The sequence below is a fragment of the Paenibacillus tabacirhizosphaerae genome (assembly GCF_040812395.1).
In the GTDB taxonomy this organism is placed as follows: Bacteria; Bacillota; Bacilli; order Paenibacillales; family NBRC-103111; genus Paenibacillus_E.
This window is the reverse complement of the sequence record NZ_JBFNXH010000009.1, coordinates 164079-181839: the sequence shown is the minus strand read 5'-3', so window position 1 is coordinate 181839 and position 17761 is coordinate 164079. Positions and strand designations below refer to the sequence as shown.

General features: G+C 49.1%; 21 protein-coding genes and 1 riboswitch. Of the genes, 17 read left to right on the top strand and 4 right to left on the bottom strand.

Translation table 11 applies throughout. From position 1 onward, the window contains the following. Positions 1-7: 7 nt before the first annotated feature. The 3 genes from ABRS97_RS17315 to ABRS97_RS17305 all read right to left on the bottom strand — a co-directional run bounded on the left by ABRS97_RS17315 (position 8) and on the right by ABRS97_RS17305 (position 2257). Positions 8-874 carry a pentapeptide repeat-containing protein gene (locus ABRS97_RS17315; protein WP_367815944.1) on the bottom strand — a complete coding sequence of 289 codons (867 nt, stop codon included), beginning with the start codon at positions 872-874 and terminating at the stop codon, positions 8-10. A 15-nt stretch (positions 875-889) separates the two neighbouring features. Continuing rightward, entirely contained in the window at positions 890-1219 is a 330-nt protein-coding gene (locus ABRS97_RS17310) for a PadR family transcriptional regulator (protein WP_367815942.1), read from the bottom strand. 429 nt (positions 1220-1648) lie between these two features. Continuing rightward, positions 1649-2257, bottom strand: a complete 609-nt coding sequence (locus ABRS97_RS17305) for a biotin transporter BioY (RefSeq protein WP_367815940.1) — start codon at positions 2255-2257, stop codon at positions 1649-1651. A gap of 124 nt (positions 2258-2381) precedes the next feature. Here ABRS97_RS17305 and ABRS97_RS17300 point away from each other — a divergent pair, with 124 nt between their 5' ends. Next, entirely contained in the window at positions 2382-3215 is an 834-nt protein-coding gene (locus ABRS97_RS17300; protein ID WP_367815938.1) for an ATP-binding cassette domain-containing protein, read from the top strand. Continuing rightward, positions 3212-4933, top strand: coding sequence for an ATP-binding cassette domain-containing protein (locus ABRS97_RS17295; protein ID WP_367815936.1), 1722 nt, complete (start codon positions 3212-3214; stop codon positions 4931-4933). The genes ABRS97_RS17300 and ABRS97_RS17295 overlap by 4 nt, the downstream gene beginning before the upstream one ends. 103 nt (positions 4934-5036) lie before the next feature. Here the strand turns inward: ABRS97_RS17295 and ABRS97_RS17290 are convergent, their stop codons facing one another. Next, entirely contained in the window at positions 5037-5465 is a 429-nt protein-coding gene (locus ABRS97_RS17290) for an Lrp/AsnC family transcriptional regulator (protein ID WP_367815934.1), read from the bottom strand. 128 nt (positions 5466-5593) lie between these two features. Here ABRS97_RS17290 and ABRS97_RS17285 point away from each other — a divergent pair, with 128 nt between their 5' ends. The 15 genes from ABRS97_RS17285 to ABRS97_RS17215 all read left to right on the top strand — a co-directional run bounded on the left by ABRS97_RS17285 (position 5594) and on the right by ABRS97_RS17215 (position 17740). After that, on the top strand, positions 5594-6340 hold the full coding sequence (locus tag ABRS97_RS17285; RefSeq protein WP_367815932.1) for an MBL fold metallo-hydrolase: 747 nt from the start codon (positions 5594-5596) through the stop codon (positions 6338-6340). A 93-nt stretch (positions 6341-6433) separates the two neighbouring features. Next, positions 6434-7204, top strand: coding sequence for an EcsC family protein (locus ABRS97_RS17280; protein ID WP_367815930.1), 771 nt, complete (start codon positions 6434-6436; stop codon positions 7202-7204). Between the two features lie 474 nt (positions 7205-7678). Continuing rightward, positions 7679-8941: an NAD(P)/FAD-dependent oxidoreductase gene (locus ABRS97_RS17275; RefSeq protein WP_367815928.1), complete on the top strand. Its 1263-nt coding sequence runs from the start codon at positions 7679-7681 to the stop codon at positions 8939-8941. Positions 8942-9078: 137 nt separating this feature from the next. Continuing rightward, positions 9079-9230, top strand: a riboswitch (cyclic di-AMP (ydaO/yuaA leader). Between the two features lie 96 nt (positions 9231-9326). Next, positions 9327-11162: an APC family permease gene (locus ABRS97_RS17270; RefSeq protein ID WP_367815927.1), complete on the top strand. Its 1836-nt coding sequence runs from the start codon at positions 9327-9329 to the stop codon at positions 11160-11162. A gap of 56 nt (positions 11163-11218) precedes the next feature. Then, positions 11219-11479 carry a YqkE family protein gene (locus ABRS97_RS17265; RefSeq protein ID WP_367815925.1) on the top strand — a complete coding sequence of 87 codons (261 nt, stop codon included), beginning with the start codon at positions 11219-11221 and terminating at the stop codon, positions 11477-11479. Then, the gene (locus ABRS97_RS17260) at positions 11461-12465 is read left to right on the top strand and encodes a polysaccharide deacetylase family protein (protein ID WP_367815923.1); all 1005 of its coding nucleotides are present in this window, start codon (positions 11461-11463) and stop codon (positions 12463-12465) included. Before ABRS97_RS17265 ends, ABRS97_RS17260 begins: the two co-directional genes overlap by 19 nt. Before the next feature lie 371 nt (positions 12466-12836). Then, entirely contained in the window at positions 12837-13616 is a 780-nt protein-coding gene (locus ABRS97_RS17255; protein ID WP_367815921.1) for a sulfite exporter TauE/SafE family protein, read from the top strand. A 59-nt stretch (positions 13617-13675) separates the two neighbouring features. Then, on the top strand, positions 13676-14797 hold the full coding sequence (locus ABRS97_RS17250; protein ID WP_367816020.1) for an MBL fold metallo-hydrolase: 1122 nt from the start codon (positions 13676-13678) through the stop codon (positions 14795-14797). Positions 14798-14824: 27 nt separating this feature from the next. Then, entirely contained in the window at positions 14825-15145 is a 321-nt protein-coding gene (locus ABRS97_RS17245; protein WP_367815919.1) for a rhodanese-like domain-containing protein, read from the top strand. Positions 15146-15183: 38 nt separating this feature from the next. Next, positions 15184-15756, top strand: a complete 573-nt coding sequence (locus ABRS97_RS17240; RefSeq protein WP_367815917.1) for a sulfurtransferase TusA family protein — start codon at positions 15184-15186, stop codon at positions 15754-15756. 24 nt (positions 15757-15780) lie between these two features. Further along, on the top strand, positions 15781-16179 hold the full coding sequence (locus ABRS97_RS17235; RefSeq protein ID WP_367816018.1) for a DsrE/DsrF/DrsH-like family protein: 399 nt from the start codon (positions 15781-15783) through the stop codon (positions 16177-16179). A gap of 19 nt (positions 16180-16198) precedes the next feature. Continuing rightward, a complete protein-coding gene (locus ABRS97_RS17230; protein ID WP_367815915.1) occupies positions 16199-16426 on the top strand; it encodes a sulfurtransferase TusA family protein in 228 nt (75 codons plus the stop codon). 77 nt (positions 16427-16503) lie between these two features. Then, positions 16504-16983 (top strand): DsrE/DsrF/DrsH-like family protein, encoded by a 480-nt coding sequence (locus tag ABRS97_RS17225; RefSeq protein WP_367815913.1) that lies wholly within the window; start codon positions 16504-16506, stop codon positions 16981-16983. 87 nt (positions 16984-17070) lie between these two features. After that, positions 17071-17331: a metal-sensitive transcriptional regulator gene (locus tag ABRS97_RS17220; protein WP_367815911.1), complete on the top strand. Its 261-nt coding sequence runs from the start codon at positions 17071-17073 to the stop codon at positions 17329-17331. Between the two features lie 22 nt (positions 17332-17353). Beyond that, entirely contained in the window at positions 17354-17740 is a 387-nt protein-coding gene (locus tag ABRS97_RS17215) for a rhodanese-like domain-containing protein (RefSeq protein ID WP_367815909.1), read from the top strand. Positions 17741-17761: the final 21 nt, after the last annotated feature.

Genomic DNA, 17761 nt, shown 5'->3' with positions numbered 1-17761 from the left:
CTCCTCCTTATCGAACAGTAACCTTAGACAAATCGGCTCCCATGCCCTTAAGTGAGGCATAAGTCAACTTATCCATCATCGCTCCGTCAAAGCAGATGGTTTTGATGCCACGGTAATACTTATTGGTCAATGAAAAGAAAGCCTGAAAAGACACATTCTTGAGTGTAGCACCCCTAAACGAAACTTCGTTTAATGCCGACTTGTCAAACTTAACGCCGATAAAGGTTTGCCCGTCTAGACGCAGCCCGCTCAAATCGGAATATTTGAAGTCCACACCGTCAAAGATACAACCTTCAAAGATTGTTTTTCTAAGGTCGATTTTGGTTAGCGTGACGTCGGTCAGTTTTGCGCCTGTGAATGTGGCTCCATCCAGTCCCGAAATACTGAAGTTGGTACGTACAAGGATCGATTTATTGAAGCTCGCATTCGAAAGGTCTAAAGTGGATAGGCTGCAGTCCGTCAGATTCGCGCCATCAAAATTGGCTTCGCGTAAATCACTGCTCTTAAATGAACTTCCGGTCAAGTCTGCGCCCGCAAAGTCGGCACCGCGCAACGCGCTAGCATTAAATTGACCTTTATGCGCAGTCACGCCTGCAAAGTCGCTTTTCGTCAGGTTGCTTGCGCTAAAGTTTGTCACTACTTGCCGCTCCAGCGAGCGGGAGAGGTTGGCGACCTCCAGTATCGTTTGCTCGATGTCGCCGATGCTCTCTATAGTTATATTAAACGCTGTTTCATCGTCTTTGCCCTCGGCTTTTAGTTCGAGGTATCGTTCTTGCAAATCGGAGTGCAGGTCCGCCTTTAATTCGGTAACGCTTTTTACCCCATCGTATGGTGTGAAAACGCCGTTCAAATAGTTCGTCAATTTTGGATTCATCTCATCAAATCTCCTTTATAATAAATTTTCTAGTACACGCTTCGAATACTCCCAATTGCTTTTATTGCGGGCGTAAGTATCCTTGCCTTTTTCGGTAATCCTAAAATACTTTCGCCGTCCGCCCTGAGATTCATCGCCCCAATACCACTCGATATCGCCGTCTGTTTCAAGCCGCCGGACGCTGGAGTACATCGTGGCTTCCTTTAATTCATACTCGCCGCCCGAGCGCTCGGCAATCAGTTTGACAATCTCGTACCCGTAGCGGTCAGCTTCGGATAAGAGCCGTAAAATCATCGTATCGGTATGTCCGCGCAGCAGGTCGGATGTAAGTTTGCTCTCGCTCATGTAATCACCTCGCATTTTTATAATACGACACACTACTATGACTGTCAATGTAGTATTTCAAATAAAATACTTTGTTTGAAAAGCGCAGAATAAAGAACATAAATATACCGATGCCACTCCGACTTATACATCGGTGTAGGCATCGGTATGAAAGTAGTAATTTGCGCGATATAACTCTCAACTTCCGAACAGACATTGGACCTGAATACCATCTTGCTGTCCTACATGACTTTGGCTGTATCAACCGCCACCGCGCACAGAAGCTCGTCGAACTCTTCAATGATCAGTGGGCGGGATTTAACCTAACGGAAAACGTTAGTTCAATGAAAACAGCGACAGTCTAGGACTTTATTTTCTCGTCCATGACTGTCGCTGTTTCAATTTCTGGGGTCAGTCTACATTTACGTTTCGTACGGATCAGGTGTACCTTTACAGCAACTTCGCATCTTGAGGCTGCTGCACAACGTTGCGCGAGTTCGAACCTGTGAGCCGATGAGGCGGGAAAACCTGGCGCACTGGCGCAATAATAAGCGCCGCGACGACTGCTTTAACAGCATCCCCAGGAAGGAAGGGGTAGCAGGCGTTGAACATTGCTTTTGAGAAAGTGAGCGTAGGTACCTTGTGCATTAACCATGGCACGCCAGCAACATATAGAAACAGGGAACCGAATAGTTCAAGTACGACAAATGCAGCAACGTAACCCATAGCGCCTTGCAAGCGAATCCGCGGCATCACAAGTCCGATAAGTCCTGCGGCAAAGGGCCAGATTAGAATGAATCCGCCTGTAGGTCCGAGGATTACGCTTAATCCGCCTGTACCGTGTAGCAGCGGGAAGCCGATCGCCGTCAGCACGACAACAAGCGCCATGCTGAGAAATCCATAACGGGCTCCGAGCAGACCGCCTGCAAGCATTACTGCTAGCGTTTGGAGTGTAATAGGGACAGGGGTAAAGCCAAGTGGTATACTGACAAAACTGAATAAAACTAGAATGGCCGCAAATAATGCGCTAAATACAATGCCTCGAAGAGTTAACTTCATATTGTTCATCGCTCCTGCTTCTGCTATTGTTAGTGTATTGCATTGTCAACTATATATAGAAGACAGTGGTTGACAATTGAGATCATAGCATATCTTTTGAGAAAGTGAAAGGAACAATTTTCATATGTCAAATAAAGTGATAGTGGCGTCGCTCCAGCAGGCTTCCGTCATTTATGGAACTGAAACCAATCGGGGCCGGCAGGTGTGGTCCAACATTTCGATTGATATACATAGAGGAGAATGGATTGTCGTCACCGGGGCTAACGGCAGCGGCAAAAGCACGCTGGCGAGCGTGCTGCTTGGCTTATGTCCGCTCTCCAGCGGGCGGTTTGAACATAAGGCGGAGGAAGGCAAAACGCCGGTTCGCGGCGTTTTGCAAATTCCCGATGCCCAGTTCGTCGGGGATACCGTGGAAGAAGAGATGCAGTATATACCAGGTACGCAGCATATGTCACCAGAAGAACGCGCTGCATTTTACCGTGAAGCGCTGAGGGTTGTTGGTTTATCAGTGCCGCTGAACCGCGCGCTCCATCGGTTATCTGGCGGCCAAAAACAATTGGTCAATATCGCAGCGGCCCTCGCGGCCAAACCTTCCTTGCTCGTACTCGACGAGCCTACTGCAATGCTGGATCCAGCGGCAAGGCAGGACGTCTTGCAGGCTGTGCGTCGAGCGCATAAGGGAGGCACGGCAATCGTGTGGATCACACATCGTTTGGAAGAGGCGGCGGAAGCGGGAAGGATGGTCGCATTCGGCGGTGGAGAAGTTGCTTTTGACGGAGCGCCGAGAGCGTTCTTTTACGGGGAAAAGGGTGAAGATGGGCCGACCCCGTGCACAAGGTTAGGGCTTGAGCCCCCTTTCGTCGTACAGACTGCGTTGGCTTTACTGGAACGCGGTTGCAGGCTTCAAAGCTACCCGCTGCATGCAGATGAACTGGCCGAGGCGGTGTCAGAGCGATGACACTGACCATGAAACACGTGAGCGTTTGCGCTCCTGATGATAGCAATCATTTTTTATTGAAGGGACTTGATCTTACTTTTGAGGCAGGTACGGTAACGCTGCTGATAGGGCACACGGGCTCCGGGAAATCTACGCTGCTGCAAATGCTAGCAGGTATTTTGGAGCCTTCGTCAGGGGAGATCAGGCTGGACGATCAACCGCTATGGCAAAAAGGGAAGGTCGATCCTAAACATTTGCTGCGCCTGGGGCTAACGTTCCAGTTCCCCGAACAGCAATTATTCGCCGGCAGCATTCGCCGCGAATTTGCCTATTCGCTGCGCCCCTACCGACTCGGGACGCAAGAGAACGAGCGGCGAATCCGCGCCGCTTGCGAGGACTTCGATCCATGTGGCGTCTTCGCCATGGATCGGTCGCCCTTTGCGCTAAGCGGCGGCGAGCAGCGCCGGCTTGCGCTGGCTACAACCTTCGCCACCGCGCCGGACTGGCTCCTCATGGATGAGCCGACCGCCGGTCTGGAGGCGGCGGCTGTCCGCGAATTGCTGCGCCTTATTCGCGAGCGGGACATGCCGTGCGGCGGCTTCGTCATCGCCACGCACGATCTGGACACGTTTTTTCCGCTCGCGGATCGTGTCCTCGTGATGGAGAGCGGCGCGATCGTCGCCGACGGCTCGCCTGCTGCGCTCTGCCGCGAGCCGGAGCTGCTCGTTCGCGCGGGTGTCGGCCTCCCGAGCTGCGTGGAGGCCGCGCAGTCGCTCGCGCGCAGCGGCATCGCCATCGCGCCCGACCGGCTCACGCCGGAGCTCGCCGCGGAGGCGATCGCAGCGGCGCTGCTTGTGCGCGCGGCCAGCACGCACCGCGGAGCCGCCCAGCCGGCGAGGCCTGCGGAGGGCGCCGCAGTGCCGCCCGAGGCATCCGCAGCCAGAGCGGCGGTGCAGCCGGCTGCGGATGCCGCTGAGCTGCCGGCCAAACAGCCGGCTTGGCTCCGGCTGGATCCGCGGGCGAAGTGGCTGCTCTACCTGCTGCTCGTCATCGGATCGATGCTGCAGCAGCAGTGGATTGGACTCGCAGCGGCAGCGCTGCCTGTCGCGCTCGCCTTTATCGGGCTCCCGCGCACCGCCCTGCGCGGCGGCCTCAAGATCGCGTGGCCTTTCCTGATGTTCATGGCCTTCTCCGTTGGGCTTGCAGGCCTGCAAATTGCTGCGGCAAATAGCTATTTCCCAATAGGCTTCTCGGTGGACAGGGCATGGATCACACTGTTAAACGTGACTCGCCTGTTCATAGTCGTTATTGCCGGCTACTGGCTGGCGGCTACCACGCCTTACGGCCAATTGGTGCAGGGGCTTAACTGGGCGCTGCACTATTTAAAAAAGGTCAAATTGCCAGTGGAATCCTTCGCTTTGGCGGTTTCCCTTATTTTCCGTTTTATTCCGCTCATTTTGCGGGAGTGGCAGCGCTTCTCCGCCATTGTGCGGGCAAGAGGCAAAGCAGCTTTACGCCCAGGCGCGGTGCGCGCCAGAGATATTCCGGCGCTCGTTGTACCGCTGCTGCTTTCGATGTTTTATAAAGCAGAAGAGATGACGGTTGCGATGGAGATGAAGAAGATCGATGGGAAGCAGATCGCCCTCAAAAGCGATTTATTACAATGGCGAGGGGCGGATTCACTGCTCGTGGCCTGCGGTATTATATGTTTTGGCCTACTGGTAGTTATACGAAATTAACAAAAGTCTGCGAGTTTCCGGCCTATTCACGGCCGGAAACTCGCAGACTTTTAACTAGCTTGTGCGATCCGTCAACCGGCGGCCTTGTTAAGGGCTTCTTTCGTTATTTCACCTGCCCAATTGACAAGCTTAGCCTGTAATTCCCAAACTGCAGCAATTTATCCAAAAGGCTGCTCAGCTCCTGAGATGAGCCGACGCGCAGACGCAGCCAATAGCAGCCCTCGCCGCTGACTCGATGCACCTCAACGATCTGGCTATTTTGCTGAGCGAAGGCTTGGAAAGATTGGTGCATCGTGCCCGAGATCATAAAAACAGACACAAAAGCATGCACCGTTAACCCGATTTTATCGGGATTCCAGCGCAAGGTGTAGCCTTCAATGAGACCGGTATCCTGCATCTTCCGCACGCGCGCGCCTACGGCTTGACCCGTCAGGTGGACGAGTTCGCCAATCACTTTGTTGGATCGTGTCGCATCTTCCACTAAACATTGCAATATCCGCAGATCGATCTCATCGATCGTGGAGTTGTTCATCGTCGCTTATTTCCTTTCATGATGAAAATGAAAACTTGTATTCCTTTTCATAGAGTTGTATGCGTGTCGGTCCGTTTTTTTTATAATTGTAACAGATTCACTATTTTCCGATAAGAGGTGCATTTGATATGAAATTACAGCTCATCCGGCACGCAACGCTTTGGCTTGAATATGCAGGCTCGACATTCCTGATTGATCCGATGTTTAGCGAAGCGGGAGCCAATCCGGCAATTCCGGGAACCGCGAACGAACGGCGCAATCCGCTGGTTGCTCTGCCCGCCACTTTAGACGCATGGCTTCAGCCAGATGCCGTGATCGTGACGCACTTGCACCGCGATCACTGGGATGATGCGGCGGCTGCATCATTGTCTAAATCGATACCGATTTTCTGCCAGCCAGGTGATGAAGAGACATTCACATCTCGTGAGTTTACGGCAGTAACCTCTATCGAATCGGCCATCACGACCCATGGCATTCGGATCAGCCGTACAGGCGGACAGCATGGAACAGGCGAAATCGGCCTCAGAATGGGCCGTGTCTCCGGATTCGTGTTCCAAGCAGACGGTGAACCGACGCTGTATGTGGCAGGCGATACCATTTGGTGCAGCGAAGTGGAGCTGGCGCTCGCAGCTTTTCGCCCGGATGTGACCGTTGTTAACGCCGGCGGTGCGCGGTTCACAGTCGGTGATGCGATCACCATGGAAGCGGAAGATATTGTACAGGTATGCAAGCACGCGCCCTATACGAAGGTCGTTGCCGTCCATATGGATGCGATCAATCATTGCCTCGTAACAAGAGCGGATCTGAGCCTTCAGCTCGCCGCGGAAGATCTCCAGCATCAAGTTGCTATCCCGCAGGATGGCGGTTGGGTGTAAGGTCGAGTAAGGTCGTCCACAGCTGCAACATTTTGAGAACAGGAGCCACGTATACTATACTGTCATTAAGAAATATGGACGGTGGTGAAGCGGGTGGACCCTGAGTTGACGCTGTACGAGCAGCAGATCAGCAGGCAATTGAAACGCTGGACGATCAAGCTGCACAAGACGCCGGGCAGGATAGAAAAAGTCTCGAAATCCGTGCAAACCAAGATGAACAGCCTCATTCCGGACAAAGTGCATAAGACAATAACCGGGGTGGTAAAAGGCATGGTCCAGACGACTTTGGTCGGTATGGATTATATGCCCAAGAACGAGCCCTTGCGAGGCGCATCCTTAGCGGACAGCGATATCAGAGCTGAGGAGCTGCTCTCACTTTATAAAAAAATAGCCGCAGCAGAAGGTGCCGGAACCGGAGCGGGCGGCATTCTGCTGGGTTTGGCGGATTTCCCGATTCTAATCGGCATTAAGCTGAAATTTCTGTTTGAGTTGGCGCACGCTTACGGCTACTCGACGAAGGATTACCGCGAGCGCTTGTTCATCCTGTATGTCTTCCAACTGGCCTTTTCCAGTACAGAAAAAAAGCCCGCGCTTTATGCTACGATTCACAATTGGCACGCAATTTCCAGCTCCTTCCCGCCCGCAGCTGCCTATATGGATCAGGTGGACTGGCAACAGCTGCAGCAGGAATACCGCGATACAATCGATTTCCGTAAAATGCTTCAGCTTATTCCCGGCATAGGAGCGGCTGTTGGCGCTTGGGCGAACTACGGTCTGTTGGAGGAGCTGGGGGTAACAGGAATGAACTGCTTTCGCATGCGCAGACTCCAAGATAGAAGAGAGGGTAGATCCATGGACGCTTGATGGACTGCCTTTTTTTATTGGCTGCCTTTTTGTACGGGCAGGCTCTTATGCCCCGCGAGCGGAACGTGGGTGCGTTATGGCTGGCTTTTTGAGCATGTGGCTGATTTCGCGGAACGTGAGTATGCTATTCGCAACAAAAGACAGGAAAAAAGCTTGTATTTGCTTAATTAGCGTACTACAGTTCCGTCAATCGGCTAAAAAGGGGATGAATCACACGAATAGGGCACTGTAGTTCCGCGGCGAATTGGAGATAACGGGATCGCTCGATTATTTCCAGTTACCGGGTTGTGATGATGACACTTCAAACTAATTTTTGATGTAATGGTTTTCAAAGAGATTTATGGAAAATTTTATGGTGATTTCTGGAGAAAGATAGAATATGATAGAAATGAACCAAGTTAGGGTTCGCTTTACGAATCTACGTGATTTTTTTCACAATAAAAAAGATAAAGAAAAATCGGAGGAGCGGATGTCATGAGTAAACCGAAAGCAGTCATACTTGGCGCGGGTTACGGCGGGATTGTCACCACGATCAGTCTGCAGAAGCGGCTCAGAAACGGGGAACTGGATGTGACCCTGGTCAACAAGCATGACTATCATTACATCACGACGCATTTGCATATGCCGGCAGCGGGAACGGATCACCACGATAATGCTCGTGTGGCGATTGCGGAGCTGATTGATGAGCGTAAGGTGCGCTTCGTGAAGTCGACGGTGAGGCAGATTGTGCCCCTTGAAAAGAAGGTAGTGCTGGATGATGAAGTCCTCTCCTACGATTATCTGGTTATCGGATTAGGGAGTGAGACCGAGACATTCGGCATTCCCGGGATGAAAGAATATGCGATGTCGATCAAGAGCATCAATAGCGTACGGTTCATTCGCCAGCACATTGAATATATGTTTGCCAAATATAAAATGGAGCCTCACCGCAAAGATTACCTGACCTTTGTTGTTGGCGGCGCAGGCTTCACCGGCACAGAGTTTGTCGGTGAATTGGCGGACCGCATACCCATCCTTAGCAGGATGTACGACGTCGATCCGGCCCTTGTCAAAATTTACAATGTCGAGGCTTCTCACTCGGCGCTCCCTCCCGGATTGCCGAACGACCTCGTTGCTTATGGGATGGATGTGATGCGCCGCAAAGGCGTACAGTACAAATTAGCGACTCCGATCAAGGCGTGCACGCCGGAGGGGGTTATTCTGGGCAATGGAGAGTTCATTCGATCGGCGACCGTTGTTTGGTCGGGAGGGATTCGCGGCCATGCACTGTTAGAGGAGGCAGGCTTCGATGTCCAGCGGGGGCGCGTGCAGGTCGACAGCTATTTACGCTCACTGCAGCATGCCGAAATTTGGATTACGGGGGATTGTTCGATCGTCATGAGTCCGCAGGGCACACCGTATCCGGCGAACGCGCAAATAGCGGTGCAGCAAGGGTACAATGCGGCAAGGAACTTGATCGCAGCTGTACGCGGAAAATCGCTCAAACCCTTCGCGTATGATTACAAAGGAACGGTAGCTTCCTTAGGCAGAGGTGAAGCGGTTGGGCTGCTGAAAGTGAAAAAGGTCAAAGGCAAGCTCGCGGCCGTGTTGAAGAAAGTGATCGATGCCCGTTATCTGTTTCTGATCGGCGGCATTCCGCTGGTTTGGAAAAAAATGATTTTTAAACAGAAAGCGGTGACTCGTAAATATCGTGCAAATCGCCGATCGTCAAGAGGGAATAGCGAAATAGCTAGATAACGGAAGAAAAGAAGCGAATCATAGGGTTGTAAGCGAATTATTGACCTAATGCGATAGTGGGATAACCATTTTTTGCTGATTTCCACCCTTTACTATGGATCAATAAGAGAGTAAGATTCAACACGTACCACATATAATTGAATATTTCGCTTAATTTTCTAGAAGAAAAGCGGGGGAACCAAAGGTTCCATGGGGTGAATAGAGGTACGTGCTTTTCGTACCGACTTAGGGCAGATTTCTCGCAGCCCGAATCCGACAGCTAACCTCGTAAGCGATTGTGAGAAGGAGAACGCGTGTCAAACACAAGGTCTAACCTTGTGTTTTTTTGCGCCTAAAATGGGCAAATTAACTCTATCATTAAGTTTAATTGGAGGAACTACCGAGAATGACCAGTGATTCGATCAAAAAAATTGTATTCGGCAAGCCGCTGAAATCCAGCGAAATGGAATCGGAGAAAATGCAAGTTTGGAAGGCGCTGCCCATCCTGTCGTCAGATGCTTTGTCTTCTGTGGCATACGGCACGGAGCAGATTCTGTTAGAGCTTGCGACAGTGGGTGTGGCCGCATTTGCGTTCTCGCTGCCGATTGCGATCTCTATCATCGCTTTAATCGTGCTGTTAGTTATCAGCTATCGGCAGGTGATTGAGGCTTATCCGCAGGGCGGCGGCGCCTACATGGTTTCCAAAGAGAATTTGGGAATGGTGTGGGGACGGCTTACAGGGGTTTCGCTGTTGATCGATTATACGCTAACCGTCGCCGTATCCATTTCTGCCGGGGTGCAGGCGATTACGTCTGCCTTCCCGATCACAGTGCCTTACATTGTTCCAATGGCGTTGCTGCTTGTTTGGTTGATGGTCTGGTTGAATCTGCGAGGGACTTCAGAATCAGGTACAATTTTCGCGATTCCCACGTACTTCTTCATACTTTGTATTCTTTTGTTAGTGGGTAAAGGACTTTTCGATTTGCTTACTGGTGCCGCACATACACAGCCCGTACATCTCGTGCCAAGCTCGATGACGAATTCCTTGACGCTATTCGTTCTGCTCAAGGCATTCTCATCTGGATGTTCGGCTGTGACGGGGATTGAAGCTATTTCGGATGCTGTTCCGCATTTCCGCACGCCTTCGGTGAAAAATGCCAAGAGAACGCTGGCTTCCCTGGGTACGCTGCTTGCGATTATTTTCGGCGGCGTCACGCTGCTCGCTTTGGCGTACGGGATCACACCTGATCACAATGGGCACACTTCCGTCTTATCCATGGTCACCGAGCAGGCATTTGGCCGCGGCACGATGTATTATGCGACGCAAATAGCGACAATGCTGATTTTGACATTAGCTGCGAATACAAGCTTTAACGGGTTCCCGATTCTGGCTTCCATTATGGCCCAGGACAAAAATTTCCCGCGCATGTTTTCTTTCCGGGGGGATCGGCTTTCTTTTAACTACGGGATTATCACGTTGGGCGTACTCGCCAGCATTCTGTTGATGGTCTTTAAAGGAAAGACCGATGGACTCATTCCACTGTATGCGATAGGCGTATTCTTGTCCTTCACACTGGCTCAAAGCGGTTTGGTGCGCAAATGGGTTCGGGAACGCATCGCTGGCTGGTTTCGAAAGTCGCTAATAAATGGATTGGGAGCTTTAGTTTCCTTTATTGTTTTGCTCATCTTCTGCTTTACTAAATTTACCGAAGGCGCCTGGATTGTTATCATCGTAACGCCTCTGCTGCTCTGGGTGATAACAAAGATCAGCCATCACTATGACGATGTTGCCAAGCAACTGCGCATTGATATCGAACAGGAACGCGTATGCACCAAGGAGCCTCTCATTATTGTGCCAATAGCGGGGATTCACCGGGCTGTGGCGCACTCCTTGAATTATGCCAAATCTTTATCCCCGGATGTGATTGCGTTCTATGTTTCGTTCTCCGATGAGGATGAAGCGGCGATTGAAGAAAAATGGAAAAAGTGGGATCCCGGCGTCCGTCTGGTTGTCTTCAAATCACGCTATCGAACGATCGTGAAGCCGTTAGCCGAATTTATTGAACGCATTGATACGCATGTGTCCGAGAATAAGTCCATTATGGTCATTTTACCGCAGTTCATTCCGAAAAAATGGTGGCATCGCCTGCTTCATAACCAATCTGCTTCGCGCATTCGCTCAAAGCTGCAATCTGATAAGGATATTGTCGTAGCGACAGTGCCGTATCACTTGCACGAGTAGACATTGACTTTTCCAATAACCTCTTGAATAATGTGGGTAGAAACTGAGGTGATCATATGGGTAAGAAAAAATGGTCGGCAGCTGCTTCGGAAACAAGTGTTCAGGATAAACCGGCAACGCTCAAGGATCTGCTGCGGCCTGACATTGTCGATAAGCTGAAATCGCAGTCAGATGCGATGAAAGCCGAAGAACAGGCGCGTAAGGAAGTCGCTAGAGAGCAGGCGGAAGCCGCGCGCAAGGCCGAGGAGAAAAGGCTTGAGAACGATTTTGGACATCTGCTTAGCAAGAGTAATCTAGATTGGCGAAAGCACAAGTGAGAGAAAGAACAGGACGCTCTATCCTGTTCTTTCTGTTAGGTTTGCTGGTTGTTTCCGGCTGTGACTCCGCAGGCGGGTATCGGTTAGTTAATGGGCCCGCTGAATCTATTGGCCCTGGCGGCACACCCGCCGCGGCCGTTGCGGCAAGCAACTCATCGGAGCCTATATTAGGATCGTCGACGCAAGCTCCTATGCCAACGGATGCAGCCGCTCCAACTGCTCCAGAAGCAGTTGGTAGCGCTTCCGTTGAGCGAAGCAAGGCAAATGAAACTAGCTTGATTGCGCTGCTCACTCGCTATAGCGCGGTTAAGCCGCAGAAATGGGGGGAGCGCTTGCCGGGCGTAGGCACGCACCTGCAAACCAAAGAAAACGTCATTGCCCTTACGTTCGACGCATGCGGCGGCAAGGAAGGCAGCGGCTATGACGAGAAGCTGATCAATTATCTCGTCAAAGAGCAGATTCCGGCTACGTTGTTCATGAATGCCAGATGGATCGACGCGAACCCCGAGACTTTCGCGAAGCTCGCGGCCAATCCGCTGTTCGAGATTGAGAATCACGGCACGGAGCACCGGCCTTTGTCGGTTACAGGCAGAGCGGCGTATGGCCTTGCAGGGACCCGCGATGTGAGCGGCGCGATAGAGGAAGTCACGGGGAACGCCGACAAAATCGAGAAGCTGACAGGTCGGCGTCCGTTGTTTTTCCGATCGGGCACCGCTTTCTATGATGACGTCGCTTTGCAAATCGTTCATGATCTGGGTTTCCAAGCGGCGGGCTATAATATTCTTGGCGATGCAGGCGCCACGTACAACAAGGAGCAGGTGTTCAAGGCACTAACGAAAGCGCAAAGCGGCGCCATCGTCCTGGCGCATATGAACCACCCGGAGAAAGATACGGCGGAAGGCGTGATGAAGGCGATTCCCGTCTTGCAAAAAGCTGGATTCCGCTTTGTTCAACTCTCGTCCTACCCGCTGGATGGTTCATCCTAAGTGAAAGCAGCCTGGCAGCGCAACGATGGGGTTAGGTTCGGAAGGCCTGCGAACAGGTGTTCATTCGTTCAATTCTTGCTGGCTCCAATAGCGTAGTCAGTTGCTAAAAAAATAGTAGGCTGCCGGTGAACAATCGGCGGTCTATTCTGCTTGGAGCTGCACATTGAAAAAGTGGGCTTGACTCTAAAGAAGATCTTTGTTATTGTATTTACATACCCATACGGGTATAAGTATTATACGAAAGCGAGGTAGTGGACTTACAGGTAAATGGGTAAGATAATAAAAAAATTTTTTTTGCAATTTTATATACCCCCATGGGTATTGATTGAGATTTAACCTTGCGTTTAATGAAAAAAGAAAGGCAGTGCCTTATGGATTTAACATGGATCATAACTATTTTCACTATTGGGTTCGTTGGCTCGTTTATTTCGGGAATGGTGGGAATCGGTGGCTCCATTATTAACTATCCAATGTTGTTGTTTATACCAGCGGCCCTGGGATTTACGGCTTTCACCTCACAGGAAGTATCTGCAATAAGTGCGGTTCAGGTATTCTTCGCAAGTTTAATGGGGATGCTTGTATTTCGAAATGGAGGACTTCTTAATAAATCCTTAGTCCTTTACATGGGAATTCCCATTATTGCAGGCAGCTTTTTTGGAAGCTTTGTATCGAATGCCTTACCAAGTACATGGATCAATCTGGTTTATGCTGTTTTGGCGCTGATTGCCGCTGTCATGATGTTTTTGCCTAAACGAGGAACGGATGTCCAAGATTTGAGTCAGGTGTCATTTAATAAAACGCTAGCTATTAGTTTTGCGCTTATCATCGGGGCAGTTTCCGGTATCGTAGGCGCCGCGGGTGCATTTATAACCGTTCCAGTCATGTTGGTCATTCTCAAGATTCCTACCAGAGTTGCGATTGCTTCATCTTTAGCAATAACTTTTATATCCTCTATCGGCGCTACTACAGGGAAGTTGCTTGGAGGGCACATGCTTTTGATTCCTTCTATAGTACTCATCCTTGCAAGTACAATTGCAGCCCCGATTGGAGCCAAGCTAAGCAAAAAAATCAACACGAAAGTCCTTCAGTGGATTTTGGCTGCTTTAATCACAGCGACAGTCATTAAAATATGGATTTCTATTTTATTTTAGAATTAGATGACCCTATAAATTGGAGGAAACTATCAATGAATGAGAATCAATTACATGGAATGAACGCAGCTCAGTTAGCTAAAAAAGTTTTAGGCGATACGCCCATTTTTATTCTGGATGTTCGGAATGAAAGTGACTTCAACGATTGGAAAATCGAAGGTGCAAATGTTCATATCATGAACGTTCCTTATTTTGAACTTCTTGAAGGTGTTGAGGACATTCTTGATCGCATTCCGGATAACCAGGAGGTGCTGGTTGTTTGCGCCAAAGAAGGTTCATCTAAGTTCGTAGCCGAACAGCTCATTGAAAACGGGATACACAATGTTTCTTATTTGACAGGTGGCATGAAAGCTTGGAGCGAACATCTCGAACCTGTAAAGATTGCTGACTTAAGGGACGGAGGCATGCTTTACCAATTTGTCCGCTTAGGCAAAGGGTGTTTGTCTTATATGGTCATCTCAAATGGTGAGGCTGCTGTTATCGATGCTGTCCGAATGACGGACGTGTTCGAGGATTTCGCCAAAGAACATCATGCAGTGATTAAGCATACCATCGATACGCATCTCCATGCCGATCATATTTCCGGTGGCAGACTGCTAGCTGAAAAGTCGAAGGGATCCTACTGGCTTCCGCCAAAAGATGCGACAGAGGTAGTTTTCCATTATGAAAAGCTTGAGGAAGGTATCCCGCTTGTAGTCGGCCATACAGAAATCAGCATCCAGCCGATTTATTCTCCGGGTCATACGATTGGAAGCACATCATTGATTATTGATCAAACCTATTTGCTATCGGGTGATATTTTATTCGTTAAGTCAATCGGTCGCCCTGATCTGGCTGGAAAAGCGGAAGACTGGGTTGCTGACCTAAGAACGACATTGTATGAACGCTATAAGCAGCTTTCCGACGATTTAATCGTACTTCCTGCTCATTTCGGCAAGATTACGGAGTTAGGTGCCGGAGGGGCAGTGGCTGCACGTCTTGGCGACTTATATAAAGAGAATCCCGGGTTAAACATTCAGGATGAATCGGTCTTCAGACGCACTGTTTCTGAGAACCTGCCGCCACAACCGAATGCTTATCAGGACATACGGCAAGTGAACATCGGCAGAATATCTCCTGCGATTGAAGAACAACGGGAAATGGAAATTGGTCCGAACCGTTGCGCGGTTCATGATGAATAAAATCCAACAAATTAGGAGGAAACCATAATGACTAACAAGCCCTTTAGTGAAATATTGCCAAGTGACGTATTGGATCGAATGAAGCAGATGCCGAATGTAGCTATCCTCGATGTCCGGGAGCAGGATGAATGGGAATCAGGGCATATTGAAGGCGCCAAACATATCCCTCTGGGGCAAATCGCTCGAGCGCTTAATGAATTGGACCCTAAACAAGAAACGATTATTGTTTGCCGAAGCGGCAATCGAAGCAGCACGGCTTGCGACTATTTATTTTCCATGGGCTATTCGGTTGTAAATATGAGCGGCGGCATGTCCCATTGGACTGGAGAAGTCAAATCCGGGAAATAAGGAAATAAATATGAATTTTATGATGGAGGTAATCATTTATGACGGCATTGCACGTTGATCGAACACTTGAGTGTGAAGGCCTTGCTTGTCCGCTGCCGGTGGTTCGTACGAAAAAAACGATGGATGATATGGTTCCAGGCGAAGTATTAGAAATTCGTGCTACGGATAAAGGATCAGTAGCGGACTTGAAAGGATGGGCAAGCCGTACTGGGCACCATTACGTTGGATTAAGAGAGGAGAATGGTGTGTACCGCCATTTCATCCGAAAGGCTGAAGCCACTGAAACAAAGGCGGAGATGAAGTTTCCGCATACGGTTTCCAATAACGAACTCCACGCTAAAGGGGCCGCGGGAGAAAAATTGAATATTCTTGATGTGCGCGAACCGGCCGAATATGCTTTCGGACGTATCCCCGGGTCTATCTCTGTTCCCTTGGGCGAACTTGAAGAAAGAATGGCGCAGCTTGATCCGGACAGTGCATATTACGTTGTATGCCGAGCCGGCAATCGTAGTGACATGGCCTGCCAAATGCTAGCCGAACGAGGGTTCAAAAAAATAACGAATGTAATGCCAGGTATGTCTGAGTGGGTTCACGATATCGAAGCAGACTAAAAACTTATAGAGGATGGGATTATGATGTCAAACAAGAAGGTAGCGATTATCGCATCGACGGGTGGACTCGAAACAGCTTACAAAGTCTTGAATATCGCCACAGCGGCGGCGGCATTGGATGCCGAGGTTGCAATTTTCTTCACATTCGAAGGTCTATCTATCATTCATAAACAGTCGGAACAAATGCTGCAACTGAAACCAGGCAATGAAGGGTTGGCCAAAGGGTTCAAACGGGCAAATGTCCCTTCAATTGGAGAGCTAATGGAAATTGCCAAAGAATCAGGCGTCCGTCTTATTGGATGCCAGATGACAATCGATGTAATGGGATGGGAAAAAGAACATTTTATCGATGGTGTTGAGCTTGGAGGCGCCGCGGCCTTTTTAGATTTTGCTTTTGACGCTCAAGTCAGCCTGAATTTCTAAATCATAAGGAGGAATTACAATGACAAATTTAGTAGTTGATGCGAAAGGATTGGCATGTCCAATGCCGATTGTTAAAGCCAAAAAAGGAATTGATTCTTTGAATCCTGGACAGATCATGGAGCTGCACACGACGGATAAAGGTTCGATGAAGGATTTCCAAGCTTGGGTGAATCAAACGAAACACGAGCTTCTTGACGCGAAAGAAGAGAATGGTGTTTTCACGTTTATTGTAAAGAAAGGATCCTGACACGATGGGGCTACCGCTGAGCATTCAGTGGTAGCTTTCCAATCATTAATCATGGAGTATATGGAGAGGTGCGGAACATGGGAGATCAAGAAAAAACAACGATTGTTCTTTTTAGTGGAGAACTGGATAAAGCGATTGCTGCGTTTATTATTGCAAATGGGGCTGCGGCTTATGACCACGAGGTGACGATTTTCTTTACCTTTTGGGGGCTGAACGCACTCCGTAAAGATCAAAAAGTTCCTGTAAAAAAAGGGCTGCTTGAAAAAATGTTCGGTAAAATGATGCCTCGGGGAGCAGAAAAACTCGGACTTTCAAAAATGAATTTTGGCGGTATGGGCCCGAAGATGATCAAACATGTAATGAAAAAGCATAATGCGTTGTCGCTGCCTCAACTCATTGAATTAGCGCAGGAACAAGGCGTTAAACTGATTGCTTGTACAATGACAATGGACTTGCTTGGATTACAGCAGGAAGAGCTATTGGATGGAATTCAGTATGCAGGTGTTGCCGCTTATTTGGGCGATGCCGCTGATGCTAAAGTGAATTTATTCATATAACATTCCATTCGCCCCCTTCTTATTGTTTCCGGTAGAGATATCAGCAATAATATACCTATACAGGTATTTATGGAAGGAAGGCAGAAGATGAAATACGATGATGATGTTAAAAAGAGATTAAAGCGGGTGGAAGGCCAAATCCGCGGTGTCTTAAACATGATGGAGGAAGAACAAGATTGCAAGAATGTTATTAGCCAAATTTCTGCTGTCAGAAGCGCCGCGGATAAAGCGATTGCTTACATTGTTGCGGTCAATTTGGAGCAGTGTATTCTTGAGGAAAAGGAAACAGGGCGGGATTCAAGCGCATTAGTTAAACAGGCCGTTGAATTGTTAGTTAAAAGCCGCTAAGAATCAGAAATGAGGTTAGGTTATGGGTTATCAATCCATTGTTAATATTGTAGCAATCGTGTTGTTATTCTGGTTTATTTATTCCCGATTCGCTTCTGTAAAAGGGTTGAAAAACCTATCGCCGGATCAGTTTCAAGAAGAATTGAAAGGAAATCGCAATCATATCCTGATTGATGTACGTGAACCCAGCGAAGTCAAGCAAGGTTACATTCCTGGAGCGATCAACATCCCTTTGTCCCAAATGAAACGAAGAGTTGGAGAAATTCAAAATAATAAGCGCCTATATCTATATTGCCGTAGTGGAATGAGAAGTAAACAAGCGTCAAAAATTTTAAAAAAGAATGGTTTCAATGAATTATCTCATTTGCAGGGCGGGATCATGTCCTGGAAAGGAAAGTTAACCAAATAAACGAAAGATCATTAACCCCGA

Coding starts and splice junctions, on each gene's coding strand:
- ABRS97_RS17315 (WP_367815944.1), bottom strand. CDS start 874: ATGAATCCAAAATTGACGAACTATTTGAACGGCGTTTTCACACCATAC.
- ABRS97_RS17310 (WP_367815942.1), bottom strand. CDS start 1,219: ATGAGCGAGAGCAAACTTACATCCGACCTGCTGCGCGGACATACCGAT.
- ABRS97_RS17305 (WP_367815940.1), bottom strand. CDS start 2,257: ATGAAGTTAACTCTTCGAGGCATTGTATTTAGCGCATTATTTGCGGCC.
- ABRS97_RS17300 (WP_367815938.1), top strand. CDS start 2,382: ATGTCAAATAAAGTGATAGTGGCGTCGCTCCAGCAGGCTTCCGTCATT.
- ABRS97_RS17295 (WP_367815936.1), top strand. CDS start 3,212: ATGACACTGACCATGAAACACGTGAGCGTTTGCGCTCCTGATGATAGC.
- ABRS97_RS17290 (WP_367815934.1), bottom strand. CDS start 5,465: ATGAACAACTCCACGATCGATGAGATCGATCTGCGGATATTGCAATGT.
- ABRS97_RS17285 (WP_367815932.1), top strand. CDS start 5,594: ATGAAATTACAGCTCATCCGGCACGCAACGCTTTGGCTTGAATATGCA.
- ABRS97_RS17275 (WP_367815928.1), top strand. CDS start 7,679: ATGAGTAAACCGAAAGCAGTCATACTTGGCGCGGGTTACGGCGGGATT.
- ABRS97_RS17270 (WP_367815927.1), top strand. CDS start 9,327: ATGACCAGTGATTCGATCAAAAAAATTGTATTCGGCAAGCCGCTGAAA.
- ABRS97_RS17265 (WP_367815925.1), top strand. CDS start 11,219: ATGGGTAAGAAAAAATGGTCGGCAGCTGCTTCGGAAACAAGTGTTCAG.
- ABRS97_RS17255 (WP_367815921.1), top strand. CDS start 12,837: ATGGATTTAACATGGATCATAACTATTTTCACTATTGGGTTCGTTGGC.
- ABRS97_RS17250 (WP_367816020.1), top strand. CDS start 13,676: ATGAACGCAGCTCAGTTAGCTAAAAAAGTTTTAGGCGATACGCCCATT.
- ABRS97_RS17245 (WP_367815919.1), top strand. CDS start 14,825: ATGACTAACAAGCCCTTTAGTGAAATATTGCCAAGTGACGTATTGGAT.
- ABRS97_RS17240 (WP_367815917.1), top strand. CDS start 15,184: ATGACGGCATTGCACGTTGATCGAACACTTGAGTGTGAAGGCCTTGCT.
- ABRS97_RS17235 (WP_367816018.1), top strand. CDS start 15,781: ATGTCAAACAAGAAGGTAGCGATTATCGCATCGACGGGTGGACTCGAA.
- ABRS97_RS17230 (WP_367815915.1), top strand. CDS start 16,199: ATGACAAATTTAGTAGTTGATGCGAAAGGATTGGCATGTCCAATGCCG.
- ABRS97_RS17225 (WP_367815913.1), top strand. CDS start 16,504: ATGGGAGATCAAGAAAAAACAACGATTGTTCTTTTTAGTGGAGAACTG.
- ABRS97_RS17220 (WP_367815911.1), top strand. CDS start 17,071: ATGAAATACGATGATGATGTTAAAAAGAGATTAAAGCGGGTGGAAGGC.
- ABRS97_RS17215 (WP_367815909.1), top strand. CDS start 17,354: ATGGGTTATCAATCCATTGTTAATATTGTAGCAATCGTGTTGTTATTC.